Annotated in this window: 12 protein-coding genes, 1 other RNA gene and 1 pseudogene; 5 read left to right on the forward strand and 9 right to left on the reverse strand. The window is 53.3% G+C overall.

All coding sequences use genetic code 11. The features are described 5' to 3' along the window. Positions 1–2: 2 nt before the first annotated feature. The 5 genes from Q9J32_RS05145 to Q9J32_RS05165 all read right to left on the reverse strand — a co-directional run bounded on the left by Q9J32_RS05145 (position 3) and on the right by Q9J32_RS05165 (position 3,139). Positions 3–590, reverse strand: coding sequence for a sigma-70 family RNA polymerase sigma factor (locus Q9J32_RS05145; protein ID WP_301882866.1), 588 nt, complete (start codon positions 588–590; stop codon positions 3–5). Positions 591–611: 21 nt separating this feature from the next. Next, positions 612–1,358, reverse strand: a complete 747-nt coding sequence (locus Q9J32_RS05150) for an HvfC family RiPP maturation protein (RefSeq protein ID WP_301882868.1) — start codon at positions 1,356–1,358, stop codon at positions 612–614. Next, entirely contained in the window at positions 1,348–2,190 is an 843-nt protein-coding gene (locus Q9J32_RS05155) for an HvfB family MNIO-type RiPP peptide maturase (protein ID WP_301882870.1), read from the reverse strand. Before Q9J32_RS05155 ends, Q9J32_RS05150 begins: the two co-directional genes overlap by 11 nt. A gap of 117 nt (positions 2,191–2,307) precedes the next feature. Further along, positions 2,308–2,616 (reverse strand): HvfA family oxazolone/thioamide-modified RiPP metallophore, encoded by a 309-nt coding sequence (locus tag Q9J32_RS05160; protein WP_301882871.1) that lies wholly within the window; start codon positions 2,614–2,616, stop codon positions 2,308–2,310. A 73-nt stretch (positions 2,617–2,689) separates the two neighbouring features. Then, positions 2,690–3,139, reverse strand: coding sequence for an HvfX family Cu-binding RiPP maturation protein (locus Q9J32_RS05165; RefSeq protein ID WP_003710760.1), 450 nt, complete (start codon positions 3,137–3,139; stop codon positions 2,690–2,692). A 273-nt stretch (positions 3,140–3,412) separates the two neighbouring features. On the opposite strand from Q9J32_RS05165, the gene Q9J32_RS05170 reads away from it, so the two are divergent. The 4 genes from Q9J32_RS05170 to rnpB all read left to right on the forward strand — a co-directional run bounded on the left by Q9J32_RS05170 (position 3,413) and on the right by rnpB (position 6,654). Beyond that, on the forward strand, positions 3,413–3,901 hold the full coding sequence (locus Q9J32_RS05170; RefSeq protein WP_301882872.1) for an Imm26 family immunity protein: 489 nt from the start codon (positions 3,413–3,415) through the stop codon (positions 3,899–3,901). 215 nt (positions 3,902–4,116) lie between these two features. After that, entirely contained in the window at positions 4,117–5,010 is an 894-nt protein-coding gene (locus tag Q9J32_RS05175; protein ID WP_301882874.1) for a patatin-like phospholipase family protein, read from the forward strand. Between the two features lie 102 nt (positions 5,011–5,112). Further along, on the forward strand, positions 5,113–6,216 hold the full coding sequence (gene prfB / locus Q9J32_RS05180) for a peptide chain release factor 2 (RefSeq protein ID WP_301882875.1): 1,104 nt from the start codon (positions 5,113–5,115) through the stop codon (positions 6,214–6,216). A 78-nt stretch (positions 6,217–6,294) separates the two neighbouring features. Continuing rightward, an RNA gene (rnpB, locus tag Q9J32_RS05185) (RNase P RNA component class A) lies at positions 6,295–6,654 on the forward strand. Between the two features lie 740 nt (positions 6,655–7,394). On the opposite strand, the gene Q9J32_RS05190 is transcribed toward rnpB, so the two are convergent. The 4 genes and pseudogenes from Q9J32_RS05190 to Q9J32_RS05205 all read right to left on the reverse strand — a co-directional run bounded on the left by Q9J32_RS05190 (position 7,395) and on the right by Q9J32_RS05205 (position 15,974). Then, positions 7,395–8,852: an oligopeptide:H+ symporter gene (locus tag Q9J32_RS05190; protein WP_301882877.1), complete on the reverse strand. Its 1,458-nt coding sequence runs from the start codon at positions 8,850–8,852 to the stop codon at positions 7,395–7,397. A gap of 249 nt (positions 8,853–9,101) precedes the next feature. After that, positions 9,102–9,212 (reverse strand): annotated as a pseudogene (locus tag Q9J32_RS05195) (IS5/IS1182 family transposase); the annotation flags it as partial. Between the two features lie 690 nt (positions 9,213–9,902). Next, on the reverse strand, positions 9,903–14,072 hold the full coding sequence (locus tag Q9J32_RS05200) for a translocation/assembly module TamB domain-containing protein (protein WP_301882878.1): 4,170 nt from the start codon (positions 14,070–14,072) through the stop codon (positions 9,903–9,905). A 54-nt stretch (positions 14,073–14,126) separates the two neighbouring features. Further along, entirely contained in the window at positions 14,127–15,974 is a 1,848-nt protein-coding gene (locus Q9J32_RS05205; RefSeq protein ID WP_301882986.1) for an autotransporter assembly complex protein TamA, read from the reverse strand. A 408-nt stretch (positions 15,975–16,382) separates the two neighbouring features. Between Q9J32_RS05205 and sstT the strand changes: the two genes are divergently transcribed. Further along, positions 16,383–17,612: a serine/threonine transporter SstT gene (sstT, locus tag Q9J32_RS05210; RefSeq protein ID WP_301882881.1), complete on the forward strand. Its 1,230-nt coding sequence runs from the start codon at positions 16,383–16,385 to the stop codon at positions 17,610–17,612. The last annotated feature ends 5 nt before the right edge of the window (positions 17,613–17,617 follow it).

The raw sequence follows: 17,617 nt of genomic DNA on the forward strand, positions 1-17,617 counted from the left end.
GTTTACTTTGGGTTTTCTTGGTTGAACCATTTAATTTGCAAACATTGGCGCAATGATTCTCGGGCGCGGTGCATAATGGTGTGGTAGTTGGCTGTACTGATACTGCACATTTGTTGTATTTCGTTGGATGAAAAACCGAGTATTTCCTTCAGGGTGAATACCCGTGCGGTGTTTTCAGGAAGGTTGTATAGGCAGCTTTGCAGAATTTTTTGAAATTCGTTGTTATTTAATGATTTTTCCGGAGTGTTCCAATGTTGCGGCTGTCCTTCCGGCGTCCAATGCCCGTTTTGGGAAAAATGGCTTTCAAATGCTTCATCCAGCAGCTCGTCATCCAGTGCGGTAAAGACTTTCCTTTGTCTCCCGATTTGACGTAATGCGTCAATAATTTTGTTTTTCAATATGGCAAAAAGCCAGCTGTTGACAAGCGCCCTGCCTTGAAAACTGTCGCCTGCGCTGTATGCGGACAGCAATGTTTCCTGCACTAAATCTTCAGCCAAATCAGGATGGTCGGGCAATTGAAGCCGCGCAAAATGCAGAAGCAGTTTGCGCGACTCCATTAATTCGGCATCGGTCAGGTCGGGTAGCGGCATAGTATCGGGAGTAAGATAATTTTATGCGGATAGATGGTTTTGGCCAGAGGAATTGCCTTCCATATTTTCGGATATGGCGGACGGGGAGGGGATGATAATTCTTTGTTCAATCCAGCCTGACCATTTCCCAAGCAAAATATTTTTCCAATTATCGGCTTCGGGCATAAATTCGACAAGGGTATGGGTAAGGGTGTCAAACGAAAGCGCGGAGGAACCCATTATTTCCAGCAGCATCATATCGAAGCCGTCCAATGTTTGGTACATCACATCATCTTCGGCGTTTCGCCATATTAACAAGGTTGTTTCCGCTTCCTGCAAATCATCGGTAACATCATATCGATATTGCCGGATAAAGGCCGCAGGGGAGGGGGTGTATTTGCTGTGATTTGAATAATGAATGTCGGGAATATCCGGAATTTGTGCAACTTCTGCCAGCAATTGGGTATATTCAAAATCCATCAGTGCCAAAATGCCGTCTGAAAGCGGCAAGCTTTGGCAATATTGTAGGAACTCGCCGGGGATTTCTTGAAAATAGGGCGTTTGGGCGCGCGCGTCGCGGACGAAACCTTCTTTCAGACGACCCCATTCTTCGCTGTCAAAGTATTGCAGCGTTTCGGTATAGCAGCGGTCGATAAAGCTGTGGATATTGTTGCGTATCAGGCGGATATAGACGTTCAGGCGGTCTTGCGGCAGGCCGTCTGCGGCTTCGCCCCCGCGTATGGCTTGGGCGAAACGGTGCTGGTATTGGGCGGAGGTTTCAGGCTGCACGGCGGTATTCCTTTCCGGCACGCGTTTGATAATCGGCGATTTTGGCGACTTCGGCTTCGAGTTCGGCAAAAGGCGGAAAATTGAAATCGCGTTCCAACAGGGTGGGCGGAATCGTCGGCAGCTTGGCATAGGCAAGTTCGAGCAAGTCCCAAACAGTCGGCAAAACCGCCGCCCCGTGGGTATCAATCAGCAATTCGGGATTTTCGGCATCGTGTCCGGCGATGTGGATGTAGCACACGCGCCCTGCGTCAACGTTTTCCAAAAAAGCCTCCGGCGACAACAGACCGTGATTGACGGCGTTGACGTAGATATTGTTCACGTCCAGATGAATACCGCAGTCGGCTTCACGGGCAACCGCGTTGAGGAACTCGACCTCGTTCATCTTGGCAAGCGGAGAATGCAGGTAGTAGGACGTGTTTTCCACGGCGATGCGGCAGCCCAAACGGTCTTGCACTTCGCGGATACGCCGCGCCGTATGATGCACCATTTCTTCAGTGAAAGGCAGCGGTAACAAATCGTAAAGATGACCGCCGTCGTGGCAGTAGCTCAAATGGTCGGAGAAAAACGTGCAATCGTAACGGCGCATCATTTCTCTGATGCCGTCTATCAAATCAGTATCCAGCGGGGCTTGCCCGCCCAGCGACATAGACAATCCGTGCAACGCCAGCGGCAGCCGTTCCGCCACGCGGTCAAACTGTTTGCGCGCCCTGCCGCCCATTTTCAGCCAGTTTTCCGGTGCGGCTTCGATAAAGCATATCGGGCTGTTTTCGGAAAGGGAGAGAAAGTCTTCCGCCAAGTCGCGGCGGTAGCCCAAGCCTGCGTGTTGAATCATATTTTTACCCGGTTCGGATGGCACAAAAGAATAATGTGCTTGTTTAAAAAAATCTTTGTTTGCCGTTAAAAAAGCCGCATTTTACTGAAAAACGCGGCTTGGTTTGAAGGGGCGGGATTATTTAGAACCGCATTTGCCTTCGCCGCATTTGCCTTCGGCAGATTTGGCTTTGGCTTTAGATGCTTTGGTGTGTTTGTGGGCTTTTTTTACGGTTGCACCGCATTTGCCCTCGCCGCATTTGCCTTCGCCTGCTTTAGAAGCAGCCGCGCCGCACGAACCTTCGGCAGATTTGGACGCGCCGCAAGAGCCTTGGGCGGATTTTTGAACGCCTGTTGCGTTGCTTGCCGGTTTGTCGGCGGCAACGACGCCGGCGGCCAAAGACAGGGATAAAGCACCGGCGAGTGCGGCAGCAATGTTTTTGTTCATTTCTATTTCCTTTTCAGAATATCAAGTTAACGAGATAAGGTTGGAATGTTTAAAGTCAGATTCCACGACTGAATCAATCTTGTTTCAGACGGCATCGGGGGCAAAACCGTTTTTTCAGCAGCGTATCCAGCGACCATCCGCCCGCACCCTGCAAAAGCAGCGGGATTAATACCACGATATAAATTAAAGCCATTTTATAACCGTTGTCGCAGACATTGTAACCCGAACCGGCGTGAACCGCAGCCCAGGCGACGGCGGTAACGACCATCAGCCCCAATGCCGACAGGCGCGTTGCCAAACCCAAAAGCAACAGTACGGGCAGCAAAAGCTCCGCATACATCGCAAGATTCCAGTTTAACGCATCCGGCAGCAAGTTGAACGGGAATGGGAATTGATCGTTGATTTCGGAAAACCAATTCTCCCCGTTCCATTTTTGCAAACCCGATTCCAAAAATTCATATGCGGCAAACAGACGCAAAACCAGCATAGCGGATGCCGTCTGCCAAGTTGTTCCGATTTTCATAAGTGTTCCTATTTTGGTTCTGTTGATACCCCATTAGACGGATTTTGTCGGAAAAACTGACACTCGGCAGCCAATAATTTAACAAGTTAATGAATATAAAGAGAAAGTATTTTGACGGGAAGAAAGGGAAAAAGGTGGGATATTTGGATAACGGCGGTGTTGTGAGATAATTCCCGCCTTGGACGGTATGCTTTCAAATGTTAATCCCGACAATAACAAAACGGGACTACTCGATGACAATTTATTAAATAAAACACATTAAAAATAATCAATATGGACAAGAATGTAAAAAAATATGGAAAAATCTATGAAATCTCGCTCCCAAATGGGAAATTTGCTTACATATGTAGGGTGAGGCAATACGAGTTTGGTATTTTTGATTATCTCTCGGAAAAGACAGCCAATATGGATGAGCTTCTTTCTGTTGGGTTTAAGACTTATAAATCCTGTATAGAAACAGCCATAAGAAAGAAGATTTGGAAACTGATAGGGCAAGTTGATTTAGAGAAAGAAAATATAATATATCCAGATTTAGCGATTTTCTTATCATACAATAAAGAACTTTTTATTAGACAATCAAGAGTAATGAGAAACGGAAATCCTTTGGTAGTTTCTCAAAAAGATTATATAGACTTACTAAAGCGAGGGTATATATTTGGTTTCTTTGACGATTACAAAATCTTTGAACTCTGGCTGTCTAGTAATATGGAAAATTATCCAGAAAGTGAAGGCATATTTCCTTTACCATCTCAGTATTTATAGGGGCAACGGTCTATGTCGCTGGAAAATGAAACTATTGATGGTGGCTTCGATCATTCATATGACCCCAACAATTACAATTTCCGTAAAGGAAAAAAAAGAAAATATTAATTTTTATGATGACTTAACAAAGCTCCCTTTCGCTTGGCTGTCAAAGGAGATTGTTAAGAAAAGCAATCTCCCTTTGACGGGGTGCGATATATAAAGGAATGGAAAATATGGTAACGTTTTCAAAAATCAGATCACTTTTGGCAATCGCCGCTGCCGTGTTGCTTGCCGCCTGCGGTACGGCGGGAAACAATGCCGCCCGCAAGCCGGTGCAAACCGCCAAACCCGCCGCAGTGGTCGGTTTGGCACTCGGTGGCGGTGCATCTAAAGGATTTGCCCATATAGGCATTATTAAGGTTTTGAAAGAAAACGGTATTCCTGTGAAGGTGGTTACCGGCACATCGGCAGGTTCGATAGTCGGCACCCTTTTTGCATCGGGTATGTCGCCCGACCGCCTTGAATTGGAAGCCGAGATTTTAGGTAAAACGGATTTAGTCGATTTAACCTTGTCCACCAGTGGTTTTATCAAAGGCGAAAAGCTGCAAAATTACATCAACCGAAAAGTCGGCGGCAGGCAGATTCAGCAGTTTCCCATCAAATTTGCCGCCGTTGCCACTGATTTTGAAACCGGCAAGGCCGCCGCTTTCAATCAGGGGAATGCCGGGCAGGCGGTTCGTGCTTCCGCAGCCATTCCCAATGTGTTCCAGCCAGTCATCATCGGCAGGCACAAATATGTTGACGGCGGCCTGTCGCAGCCCGTGCCCGTCAGTGCCGCCCGGCGGCAGGGAGCGGATTTCGTGATTGCCGTCGATATTTCCGCACGTCCGAGCAAAAATGTCGGTCAAGGTTTCTTCTCTTATCTCGATCAGACGCTGAACGTAATGAGCGTTTCCGCGTTGCAAAATGAGTTGGGGCAGGCGGATGTGGTTATCAAACCGCAGGTTTTGGATTTGGGTGCAGTCGGCGGTTTCGATCAGAAAAAACGCGCCATCCGGTTGGGCGAGGAGGCAGCGCGTGCCGCATTGCCTGAAATCAAACGTAAACTGGCGGCATACCGTTATTGACGCTATGCCGTCTGAACGTGTTTCCAGAAGGCTTTATCCATAGAAAAAAATACCCGAATCCCGTACAATACGCCCCTAAAATTTTGAAAGAACAAAAGAATCATGGAAGCCGAAGTAATCAACCAGCTTAACAATACACTGAACGACTTGGAGAAGCGCAGCGAAGACATCCGCGTCTATATGGACTATCAGGGCAAGAAAGACCGATTGGAAGAAGTCATCGGCCTCTCCGAAGACCCGGAACTTTGGAATGACCCGAAACGCGCCCAAGAAATCGGCAAAGAGCGCAAAATCCTCGAAGGCATCGTGCTGACGCTGGACAACATCGCTTCGGGCATTGAAGACAACCGCATGCTGATTGAAATGACCGTTGAAGAAAACGACGAAGAAGGTTTTACCGCCGTGCAGGAAGACGTGTCGGGACTGGAAAAACAGATGGCGGATTTGGAGTTCAAACGGATGTTCAACCAGCCTGCCGACCCGAACAACTGCTTTATCGACATCACCGCAGGCGCGGGCGGTACCGAAGCGGAAGACTGGGCGGGGATGCTGTTCCGTATGTACAGCCGCTACGCCGAGCGCAAAGGCTTCAAAATCGAAATCCTCGAAGAAGACGACGGCGAAATCGCAGGCATCAACCGCGCGACTATCCGAGTGGAAGGCGAATACGCTTATGGTTTGCTGCGTACCGAAACCGGCGTTCACCGCTTGGTGCGTTACTCGCCGTTTGACTCGAACAACAAACGCCATACCTCGTTTGCCTCCGTGTTCGTTTACCCTGAAATCGACGATTCCATCGAAATCGAAATCAACCCCGCCGATTTGCGCATCGACACCTACCGTGCATCGGGCGCGGGCGGTCAGCACATCAATAAAACCGACTCCGCCGTGCGCATTACCCACGAGCCGACAGGGATTGTGGTGCAATGTCAAAACGACCGTTCGCAACACGCCAACAAAGCTGCTGCGATGGAAATGTTGAAATCCAAACTGTACGAATTGGAAATGCGCAAACGCAACGAAGAGAAACAGGCGTTGGAAGAAGGCAAGTCCGATGTGGGTTGGGGCAGCCAAATCCGTTCGTACGTCTTGGACTCCTCACGCATTAAAGACTTGCGCACAGGCTACGAAGTCGGCAACACCAAAGCCGTATTGGACGGCGATTTGGACGGCTTTATCGAAGCCAGCCTGAAACAGGGTGTGTAGTTTAGGCTGTATGCCGTCTGAAGCCTGTGCCGCTTCAGACGGCATTTTTGCGTTTCGTGTTATAATCCGCGCCGCACACGGGACGGGCAGACAGTCGCCGCGTATCGCGTAAGGCATACGGGGAGGAAAGTCCGGGCTCCGCAGGGTAGAATGCCGGTTAACGGCCGGGCGCGGTAACGCGACGGAAAGTGGAACAGAAAGCAAAACCGCCGATGGCTGCTTTGGCAGCACAGGCAAGGGTGAAAAGGTGCGGTAAGGGCGCACCGCGCATTTGGTAACAATATGCGGCAGGCCAAACCCCATTCGGAGCAAGACCAAACAGAACGCAATGACGCTGCCCGCCGAGCGTTCGGGTAGGTTGCTTGAGCATACCGGCAACGGTATGCCTAGAGGAATGACTGTCCAAGACAGAACCCGGCTTACCGCCTGTCCGGTGTGCATCCGACACGCAAATGCCGTCTGAAACCTGAAATACGGTTCAGACGGCATTTTTATTTAGGCTGTGTTTTTATAGTGGATTAACAAAAACCGGTACGGCGTTGCCTCGCCTTAGCTCAAAGAGAACGATTCTCTAAGGTGCTGAAGCACCAAGTGAATCGGTTCCGTACTATTTGTACTGTCTGCGGCTTCGTCGCCTTGTCCTGATTTTTGTTAATCCACTATATATTCCGTTGATGCAGCACTAATTTAGTCGGATAAAATGCCTTTTATTCAATAGAACCGGTTTCCGCCCAAGCGGAAATAAACGGCTATTTCCCTTGCAAACAGACGGAATCAGGCGGGTATTCAAATGACAATCGGCAGGCTCCGACCGGCTGTCGGGGCGGTTATTTCAGGGTGGGCGGAAGCCTGTCCTGAGTTTATGGCAAGGCAAAACGCAGAGACTGGATATTTTAAAAATTATTTAATAAAAACAATAAAATATTTGCTTGCGTTCGCATAAAAAAGCCTTTATATATTTTACCCTTGCACCCGGTTGTTAAAAAAGGGGCAGAAAAGTAGTGCGCCTTTTTAATGAAGCACGCCATATAAAATTGAAACCGATATGGCGTTGCCCCACCTTGCCGTGATGATCTATTTGAGTTATCCGTTTGAGGTGCGCGGGTACGGTTTGGTTTCATTATGCGGAAAAATGCCGTCTGAAGGGTTCAGACGGCATCGGTGCATCGGGGCAGGATTTAGTCTGTGCCTTCGAGCATTTTGTTCAATTTGGGGACGAGCAGGAGCAGCAGGAAGCCTGTGGCTGCGCCGATGTAGAACAGCAGCCGGTAGAAGCCGATTTCGTCGCCCGCCTGATAGCCTTTTTCAAACAATACGCCGCCCAAAGTGAAGCCTAATGAAAAGGCAAGGAAATTAAGGGCGACCATTTGGGTTTTGAATAAAGGCGGGGCGATTTTGGTGGAGATGGACAGCGCAATCGGGGAAATCATCAGTTCGCCTATCGTGATGGCGAGGACGATCAGTGCGAAAACCGCAATAGGCATCGGCGTGCCGGAGGAAATAAAGGGGACGAATCCCAAAAACGACGCGCCGGTAACAAATACCGCCATAGCGAATTTCAGCGGGGTTTTGGGCTGTTTGCGCCCCATTTTTGTCCACATTGCCGCCATCAGTCCGGAAAACAGGATGACCCACAGGCTTTGCATAGAATCTTTCCAAGCGACGGGCACGGTAAACGAACCGATGGTGCGGTTGACGGTTTCGTCGAAATAGACGGTTGCCACGGTGTAAATCTGAAACCAGACGGCCCAAAACATACAGATGGTCAGGAAAAGCGGGATGTAGGCGATGATGTGCCGTTTGTTGTCGGAACTGACGTGGGGGTTGGTCAGCAGGCGGGCGAAATAGACGATGACGGCAAGGATGACGGTAGATAAGAGGATGCCGGAGAAATTGTCAAGGTTGACAAGCCCGGTTTTGATGGCGGTTGCAAGTGCGGCGATGAGAGCGATGCCGACGGCGGCCGCAGTTTTGCCCTGTCCTTTTGAAAGCGGATGGGGGACGGTGGGGTGGGGCAGGTTTTTACGTCCCAAGGAATAACGCCACAAGCCGAATGCCATACCGACCGCCGCCGCGCCGAAACCATAATGGAAACCGATGTTTTCCTGCAGCAGGCCGGTCAGCAGCGGGCCCAGGAAGCCGCCGATGTTGATGGCGATGTAGAAAATGGAAAATCCCGCATCGCGCAGCGGGCGCATTTCGTCCTGTTCGTATAATGCGCCCACCATAGAACTGGCCGTAGATTTCACGCCGCCGCTGCCCAATGCGATGAATATCAGCCCGATTAAAAGGCCGTACAGGCCCGGGGCGGCGGCAAGGACGATGTGTCCGAGCATCACGACGATGCCCGAGAGGAAGAGGGTTTTTTCCGCTCCCCATACGCGGTCGGCAAACCACGCGCCCAAAATGGTGGACAGGTACACGCTGCCGCTGTATGCGCCGACAATGCCGCCGGCGAGGGTTTTGTCTATGCCCAAGCCGCCTTTGTCGGCGGTGTAATAGAGGTAAATCAGCAGGATGCCCTGCATTCCGTAAAATGAAAAACGTTCCCACAATTCGATATGGAAGAGGGTGGAAAGCTGGAAAGGGTGGCCGAAGAATGTTTTTTCTCCGGTGGGGGCGGGATGTCGGGACATAAAGGTTCTCCTAAAAGATTTTCTCTCAATGCCGTCTGAAACGGATGCGGACGGCGGCGGTGTTTTTTGTATGAAAATCGGTTTTTAACCGATATTTCATTCTTTGTCAAACGATGCGCTGCCGTTTTTGCGGTCGAATGTTTTTATATTTTTTTCAATTCAACGGATTGTATTTTAGAGTACGTGTTCCGATACGGCGCGGGTAAAGCCTTTTCAGTCAAGCGGCTTATCCGATAGGGCGGTTTTTTATAGTGGATTAAATTTAAACCAGTACGGCGTTGCCTCGCCTTGCCGTACTATTTGTACTGTCTGCGGCTTCGTCGCCTTGTCCTGATTTAAATTTAATCCACTATACTTAGATGGAAAATCACCGCCTTATATATCCGCCACGCCGAAGGGCGCATTATAGTGGATTAACAAAAACCAGTACGGCGTTGCCTCGCCTTAGCTCAAAGAGAACGATTCTCTAAGGTGCTGAAGCACTAAGTGAATCGGTTCCGTACTATTTGTACTGTCTGCGGCTTCGTCGCCTTGTCCTGATTTTTGTTAATCCGCTATAAAGACCGTCGGGCATCTGCAGCCGTCATTCCCGCGCAGGCGGGAATCTAGACCTTAGAACAACAGCAATATTCAAAGATTATCTGAAAGTCCGAGATTCTAGATTCCCGCTTTCGCGGGAATGACGAAAGGTTGCGGGAATGACGAAAGGTTGCGGGAATGACGGTTCGGGCATTCCTTAAATTACCCGTGTATCGCTGTAAATCTTAGAGATGGCGGAATATAGCGGATTAACAAAAACCGGTACGGCGTTGCCTCGCCTTAGCTCAAAGAGAACGATTCTCTAAGGTGCTGAAGCACCAAGTGAATCGGTTCCGTACTATTTGTACTGTCTGCGGCTTTGTCGCCTTGTCCTGATTTTTGTTAATTCACTATATCGATTCTGTTCCCTTGCAGGCGGTCGGCGGAAAAGCAGGTTTTCAAATGTCCGGTTTGGCGGCGCGCCTTTCAGACGGCATGGCGGCGGACAGTGCCATGCCGTCTGAAAACCGTTTATTTCCCTTTGCCGTTTCCGGCGGTGTCTTTTTTGTCCGAACCGAAGAGGCGGTCGAAACGTATGGTGTATGTCAGCTCGCCGCCCGACGAAAGGCTGCTGATACGGGCAACCGCCTGTATGGCGCGGGTCAGCCGGTAAATCAGTTTGACGGACTGTTCCGCGCTGGAGATGCCGTATTCGTAGCCGATGTAGAGTTTGCCGGTCAGTTGTTTGCCGACGGTCAGTACCTGTTCGGCGGGGTTGAGTTCGCCGGTTTGCGCGTTGCGGCTGCGCTTGCTGGTAAAGCCCAAATCATCCACCAGCCCGATGCGGTCGTTGATTTGTCCGGCAAGCAATGCGCCGGCGGCTGCAGACAGGGCGGCATTGTCGCCGCTGCTGCCGCTGCCGGCGCGGTTGAGGATGAGCCAGGAGAGCTTGTCTTTTTCACTCATCGGTTCGTTTGCCGTCAGTGTAATGCGCGGGCTGTTGAGGCTGCCCAATATTTCCACGCCCGCACCGACGGGGGAAAGTCGGCGTTCGGCGCGGATGTTGAGGTTGGGGTCGTTGAGCGGGCCGACAAAGGAGACCGTGCCTTTGGTAATGTCCAAATCCTGCCCGTATGCTTTATAACGCCCTTTGATGACGCGGACCGTGCCCACGCCCCGCACGCTTCCGCCCGGTTGGGCGGTCAGGGTCAGTTTGCCGCCTATGGTAACGTCCGCGCCGTAGCCGGCGAAGCGGATGCTGTCATTGAGGTCTAAAATCAGGTTCATATTGACGGGGAGTGGTGCCGCCGCTTCTTTTTTGACTTCGCCCAATACGACGACATCGTCGCCGACGGACGGCATCGAGGATTTTTGCGAACCGAACAGCCCCTGATCCGTTTTAATCATCCCGGTAACGGATATGCCTTTTTGCGGCGAATAGCGCAGGCGGGTGTTGCCGGAAACCGTCAGGCGGCGGTTGGGGCGGGACAGGATGCGGTATTTGTCGAACACCGCGCCGATATCGACATCGGGTCCGCTGTTTTCCATACCGACCGTGCCGGAGAGTTCCGCCGTCCCTTCGTGCCGGAATTTCAGGCTGTCGATTACCCATTTCCTGCCCGCGATATGCGAACGCAGCGAACCGTTGTCCAAGATGATGCCTTGGGTTTGGTTGCGGTAATAGAGCTTGTCGCCGTTGATGCTGCCGCCCAAGTGCGGGTCGGCGATGCTGCCGCCGAGGGTTACGGCGGCATTCAGGCTGCCTTTGACGGTTTGTCCGACGGGCAGGAAGTTGCGGAATGCTTCGGCATCGGCAACGGTCAGGTTGAGCCTGCCGCCTAAAGGCGCGGTATCGAAGGAGCGGCTTTGCCCGACGGTAATGTTGCCGTTGATTTTCCCGTAGTTGCTGCTGCCGTTGACGGCGGCGTTGACGGACGGAGAGCCTACCCGTCCGCCGATTTGCGCGGAGGCATTCAGGCCGCCGGTAATGTTTTGCGCGGCGGCGGGCAGAAAGGGCTTCAATGCGCCCAAGTCGGGAAGGGAGGCGGTAATCCTGCCGCCGAGCGGTGCATTTGCCATATTGCCGCCGAAGGCGTTAGCGATGCCCAAATCGGCGTTAATCCGTCCGAAACGTGCGCCGCCGTCAATCAGGATTCCGATGCGGTCGTTTTGAAAGCGCGTTTTCAGGGAAAATGCGTTCAAACCCAAAGCCTGACCGCCGGGCAATACGGCATCGCCGCTTTGTCGGCTGATATTGAGGTAGCCGCGCGCGTTACGCCCGTAGGCGACATCCCAGTCGCCGTTTAAAACCAGATTGTGTTCGACGGGCGGTTTAAAGAAATTGTGCAACTCGGCGATGTGCAGTCCGTGTGCGCCGCCTTTTGCCGATATGCCGGTTTTTTTATCCCAAGAAAAGTGTTGCAGGTTGAGGCTGCCGCCCATTGCCTGCCAATTTGCCGTACTTGCCGCCACGCGTTCCGTACCGGCTTCGAGCGTCATACGGTTTTGCAGCTTGAGGTTGAACGCGCCGCCGATGTCGAAAACACTAATGCTGCCTTTCCATCGGGTAAGTTCTCTGTTGATACCGCCTGAAGCGTCCAAATCGAATTTGAACGGTTTGCCGTCCAGCGTCATGGCGGCGTGTGTGCGGATGCGGTGCTGCGCGCCCGTGCCTTCCAGCGTCAGGCCGGCGGTATCGATAACCGCCGCCCCACCCGACAGGGAAAGGCGGCTGCCTTTGATGTCGGCGCGTATCGGGCGGCTTGTGTCGGGCGAGCCTCTGAGGGTGAAATCGAGCGAACGGATGTCTGCCGCCTTACCGATGTGCAGGTTGCGCGCCGTGCCGGAAAGGTCAGTTTCAAAGGTTCGGATGCCGCCGTCCAAATCGCCGGAAAGGTGTCCGCGTACATTTAAAGCCCCCGCGAGTCCGAAACCGAAACGGGAGAGGTCGGGTGCGGTGATATTGAGGTTGAGCCGGTCGCCTTTTTTGCCGAAGCCGCCGTCTGTTTTAATAATGTTCTGTCCCAGCCGCAAATCGACGGCGGCGCGCGGAAGGTGGCGGGACTCGTAAATAATGTCGGCATGACCGTTAAGCGGTACACCGTTGAGTATGCTGGGGGAAAAACGCATTTTGCCTGCAAAATGCTCTTTTGCCAGTTCGCCTGCAAGGTTTATTGAGCCGTTGATATTGCCTGACGGAAGTTGCGGATCGATGCGCGAAGGGTCGAATGCGCGGGAACGGATGTCCAGCTTGAGCAGGCGGTCTTTAAACAGTTCGAGATAGCCTTGCGCGGTCAGGCTGCCTTGCCCTGCGGCGATGTTGACGGTGTCGAACACCAATTTCCGCTGTCCGTTTGCGGGGTCGCTTGTGATAGCGAGGCTGCCGTCCGTGCGCGCCGTGCCGGTGCTGAGTTGCCAAGAGATTTTGGGCGAGGCGGTCGTGCCGCCGATGCCGATGCTGCCGTCCAACCTGCCTTTGAACGCGGTTTGCAGAACGTCTTCCGCGCCGACGGAGTTGATGCCTATATTTAAATCGAGGATGTCTTTTTCGGTGTCGATTTTGCCCGACAGCCTGATGCCGCCCCGTCCGAGCAGGGCGGCGGACGTATTGCCGATATGCACCGTGCCGTCCTGCCGGATGACAAAGCCGCCTAAAACCTGACGGACGGGGATGCCGTTGCGGTCGGCAAAGCCGGCTTTGGTGTTTTCCAAATCGAGCGAACCTTCCAGCGCGATGCCGTCTGAAAACGACGGGATGGCGGTCAGGTCGAAATTCAGTCCGGCATCGGGCAGGGAAGGCACGAAGGCGGCCGGATTGATGTTGAACCCTTTGACCAGTACTTCTTCCAATGTTTTATCCAATGATTCGGCAAACGGGTGGATGACGGATTTTCCCGAGAGGCGGATATTGCCGCCGTCGATCGCCAGTTCGGCGCGCACATCTTTCAGGCTGCCGCTCAGCCTCGCCGTACCGTGTATGGTTTCGCCTTTGAGTCCGCCTTTGGTGTAAATGGCGGTATCGAGGGCAAACGGTTTTTTCAAGCCGACCGAGACCGCCCCCGACGAACTGCTCCACGGGGTGTCGGCGGTTTTCAGGTCAAGGCGGTGTCCTTTGCGGTCGTAACGGTATGCCGCGTTGAGGCGTTCGAGATAGACGGTTTGTTTGTCAAAAGTTTTGCCTGCGCTGATTTTGCCCGTCTCGAAGCGGTCGAGATAGACGGCGGCAGGCAGGTCTATGCTGTCGGGAAGGCTGAGCGGAGGGCGTTCTTCTTTAGGCGGAGTCGGTTTGGTAACGATGGCGATGTCGCCGGCGGAAATTTCGGTAATGTGCAGGCTGCGGCGCATCAGTTCGGACGGTTTCCACGCGAAGCGGAAGCGGCTGATTTTAAGGTCTGCCCCCTCGGTTTCTATCGACCAGTTGTCGCCGTCGAAGCCGTCGAGCAGCGTGCCTTTGAGGTTTTGGGAGGAAATGTTTACGCCGAACCAAGACGGGATTTGGTACAGCCCGAAGCGCAAACCGGATTCCGTACCGGCGAGCCAGCCGAGGAAACATACTGCCAAAATCAGGACAGACAGCAGTGCCGCCGACAGCTTCAGCAGCGGGCGGCGTTTTTTTGCCGGCGGGGCGGGGCGGTGTTCAGACGGCATTTTGCGCGTGCCGTTTTCGGTCGGATCGGTATCTGTCGGTGCGGTATCGGTCATAATGTCTGTTTCAAAATGGTTTGCTGCAATGCCGTCTGAAGCGGCCATATCGGTTTAGAAGCGCGTTCCCAAGCTGATGTGCCAGCGGATTTTCTTGTCGCTGTGCCCGTAGGCGATGTCGAAGGAAAACGGCGCGAGCGGGCTGAACCAGCGCACGCCCAGTCCCGAACCGTGTTTCAGCTTCATACGTTTGAAATTGGCGGCGGCATCGCCCATATCGTGGAATACCGCGCCGGACAGGGTGCGCGTAAACGGCAGTTGGTATTCCAGGCTGCCCACCAAGAGGGCGCGTTCGGGCAGGACCGATCCGTTCGGGCCGGCAAGTCCGATGCTGTCGAGTTCGTAACCGCGCACGGAAGACGCGCCACCGCTGCGGAACATCAGCCCCGAGGGGACATCGGCATTGTCGCGGGCAACGGTGTAACCCGCTTGTCCGCGTATGATGAACGTGCCGAGTTTTTTGTTTTCGGGCGTGAAGAAATAACCTGCGCGGGCAGAGGTGCGGATCAGCGCGGTGGAGGACAGGAATGTGCCCAAAGTCGTCCCGATTTTGCCGTCGAGGTAATGGCCGTTTTCGGGGTGCAGCACGTTGTTGAGCAGCTGGCGTTTCCAAGAGGCGGTCAGCATCGTGGCGTGGCTGTTGCCCAAATCGACATCCGAGCCAGGGATTTTCCGGCCTTCTGCGAGAAACTCCGCCCCCAGCCTGGCATCGATGCCCGCGCGGTCGCGCACATACCAAATGCCGCCGGAGAAGGCGCGTTTTTCGAGGTTTTGGGTGGTCGAACGGTTGTAGGAAACGTTGCTTGTCCAGTAGTTGCCCCGGTAGTTGCGCGGCTGGCTGATGCCGGCGGCAAGCGTGGTTTCGTATTTGTCCATATCCCAGACGACCGAACCGATATAGCCTTTGTTGAAGAGGTTGTAATAGTCGTAGGCGATTTTGCCGCCCAAACCGTATTCCGAATCGAGGCGGATGCCGGTTTCGAGCTTGTGGCGTTTGACCTCGGTTACGCTGACTTTGACGGGGACGCGGTCGCCTTGGAGGCGGTCGAAGTCGGCCTGTACGGACGCGCCGGAATAATGCCCGTTTTGTTCGAGCGCCTGTTGGAAGTCGAGCAGCAGGTCGAGGTCGTACGGCATACCGGGCTGGAAACGCGCAAGACCGGAAACGATTTGTTCAGGGTAACGCTGTGTGCCGGTAATTTCAAAGTCGCCGAAGGCGATGGGGCGGCCGCTGTCCACGACGACGTTCAAATCGGCGGTGGCGGTATCGGGGTTGACGGCCGCCCGGGTGTTGCCGAGCTTGGCAAGCGGGTAGCCTTTGCGCGTTACCGCGCCGAGGACGGAAGTTTTGCTGTTTTCCCAACTGTCCTGATCGAAATCGCTGCCTACCGGCTGCTGCCAGTTTTCCATCGCGTTGCGGTAGTATTCGGCGAGGTTGCCGTCTGAAAGGATGTCGCCGAGGATGGCGACGCCGACGTTGGCGATTTTGGTGCGCGGACCCGGTGTGATGTGCACCGTATAAGCCCCGTCTTTTTCCGTCAGGCTGACTTTGCTGCTGAAATAGCCTTTGCTGCGGAGCATCGTTTTAACGTTGTCCGGTGCTTCTTCGGCGAGGAAGCCAGTCTGCTCTTTGTCCAACACTTCTTCCTGCTGCTGCGTGATGAGCGGCAGGTGTTCTTCGACCATATCTTTGATTTCACTGTCCTGCGTGTCGATGCGGACGGGGAATTTGGGTTTTAATTTGACTGATTCGGTGTCGGGGCTTTTGTTTTTGAACAATGCGAAACCCGCCGCCTTGTTTTCGGAAAGGTCGGCGGCAGGCGCGTATGCGTGCGGAAAGAAAAATAAAGCCGGCAGGAGCAGGGCGGTCGGTTTGATCATCATGGTACGGGTGTCGTGCATCGGTGTGGCGGTTTTCGATTCTAACACTGTTCGGGCGGGGTTTCGAACGGCCGTTTTCGTGTTGTTCGGACGTGGCGGGACGCTTCAGACGGCATACCGCCGCCGGTATTTCGGAGGCTGCGGCCCGCCGGGAATGTATCTGCTTGTTTTAAGGTATTTTGTTTCCAATCCGCATATGGAAAACAGGCTGCGTTTCGGAATGGTGTCGAAAAATAGGCAGGATTAAATAAATTTATTTTCGTTCAATAAATTAAACCGTTACGCCGAATGATAAAACAACGCCTGTCCGGCACCGCATAGGGCAAATCAACACACCTCAAAACACAGCCGAAAAATAAAAAAACACAGAGAATGAGTTTTCTTTTAAAATACAACATTTTTTAACATATCACAACATAAGGAAGAATTATGGTGTTCGGCAAATCCTTATTTCATGCGATCGGCCGCGTCAGCCTGGTCAGGCAGATTGCCGCCGGTTTGGCGTTGGGTATCGTAATCGGTTCGGTTTCACCGCAACTGGGCTTGGCGGCAGGCTTGTTCGGCAGCCTGTTTGTCGGCGCGCTCAAAGCGGTCGCGCCGGTTTTGGTATTTATTTTGGTGGCGGCCACAATCGCGCAGCACCAAAAAGGCAACAAGGCGCATATCAGGCCGATTATCGTCCTCTACCTCATCGGTACGTTTTCCGCAGCCCTGACCGCCGTCATCGCCGGTATGGTTTTCCCGACGCACATTGTTTTGGCGGGCGCTGGCGATGTGTCCGCCGCGCCGCCTTCCGGCATTGTGGAAGTGTTGAAATCGCTGCTGATGAACCTGGTCGCCAATCCGATTAACGCGATTGCCAATGCCAACTATATCGGCATTCTGGCTTGGGCTTTGGTTTTGGGCGCGGCGTTGCGGAATCACGGTTCGGACGTTACGCGGCAGGTCGTCGCCGATTTGGCGGAAGCGGTTTCTACCGTTGTGAAGTGGATTATCCGCTTTGCACCTTTGGGCATTTTCGGGCTGGTGTCGTCCACAATCGCGGAGACGGGTTTCGGCGCGCTGGCGGGTTACGCGAAGCTGCTTGCGGTGCTGTTGGGCTGTATGGCGTTTATTGCGCTGGCGGTCAATCCCGCCATCGTGTGGTGGAAAATCCGCCGCAACCCTTATCCGCTGGTGTTTACCTGCCTGCGCGAAAGCGGCGTGTATGCCTTCTTTACCCGTTCTTCCGCCGCCAATATCCCCGTGAATATGGCTTTGGCGAAAAAACTGGGGCTGCACGAAGACACTTATTCGATTTCCATCCCGTTGGGGGCGACCGTCAATATGGGCGGCGCGGCGATTACGATTACCGTTTTGGCTATGGCGGCGGCGCACACCCAAGGCATACAGGTTGATTTTGCCACCGCGCTGCTGTTGAGCCTGGTGGCGACGGTCAGCGCGTGCGGCGCGTCCGGCGTGGCAGGCGGTTCGCTACTGCTGATTCCGCTGGCGTGCAGCCTGTTCGGCATCAGCAACGATGTCGCCATGCAGGTGGTCGCAGTCGGCTTCATCATCGGCGTGATTCAGGATTCGGCAGAAACGGCGTTGAATTCTTCAACCGACGTTTTGTTTACCGCTGCCGCCGATTTGGGCCGACAGAGAAACCGGGCGGAATAAACCAA

The organism is Neisseria uirgultaei (assembly GCF_962719845.1).
GTDB lineage: Bacteria > Pseudomonadota > Gammaproteobacteria > Burkholderiales > Neisseriaceae > Neisseria > Neisseria bergeri.

Coding starts and splice junctions, on each gene's coding strand:
- Q9J32_RS05145 (WP_301882866.1), bottom strand. CDS start 590: ATGCCGCTACCCGACCTGACCGATGCCGAATTAATGGAGTCGCGCAAA.
- Q9J32_RS05155 (WP_301882870.1), bottom strand. CDS start 2,190: ATGATTCAACACGCAGGCTTGGGCTACCGCCGCGACTTGGCGGAAGAC.
- Q9J32_RS05160 (WP_301882871.1), bottom strand. CDS start 2,616: ATGAACAAAAACATTGCTGCCGCACTCGCCGGTGCTTTATCCCTGTCT.
- Q9J32_RS05165 (WP_003710760.1), bottom strand. CDS start 3,139: ATGAAAATCGGAACAACTTGGCAGACGGCATCCGCTATGCTGGTTTTG.
- Q9J32_RS05170 (WP_301882872.1), top strand. CDS start 3,413: ATGGACAAGAATGTAAAAAAATATGGAAAAATCTATGAAATCTCGCTC.
- Q9J32_RS05175 (WP_301882874.1), top strand. CDS start 4,117: ATGGTAACGTTTTCAAAAATCAGATCACTTTTGGCAATCGCCGCTGCC.
- prfB (WP_301882875.1), top strand. CDS start 5,113: ATGGAAGCCGAAGTAATCAACCAGCTTAACAATACACTGAACGACTTG.
- Q9J32_RS05190 (WP_301882877.1), bottom strand. CDS start 8,852: ATGTCCCGACATCCCGCCCCCACCGGAGAAAAAACATTCTTCGGCCAC.
- Q9J32_RS05200 (WP_301882878.1), bottom strand. CDS start 14,072: ATGACCGATACCGCACCGACAGATACCGATCCGACCGAAAACGGCACG.
- Q9J32_RS05205 (WP_301882986.1), bottom strand. CDS start 15,974: ATGCACGACACCCGTACCATGATGATCAAACCGACCGCCCTGCTCCTG.
- sstT (WP_301882881.1), top strand. CDS start 16,383: ATGGTGTTCGGCAAATCCTTATTTCATGCGATCGGCCGCGTCAGCCTG.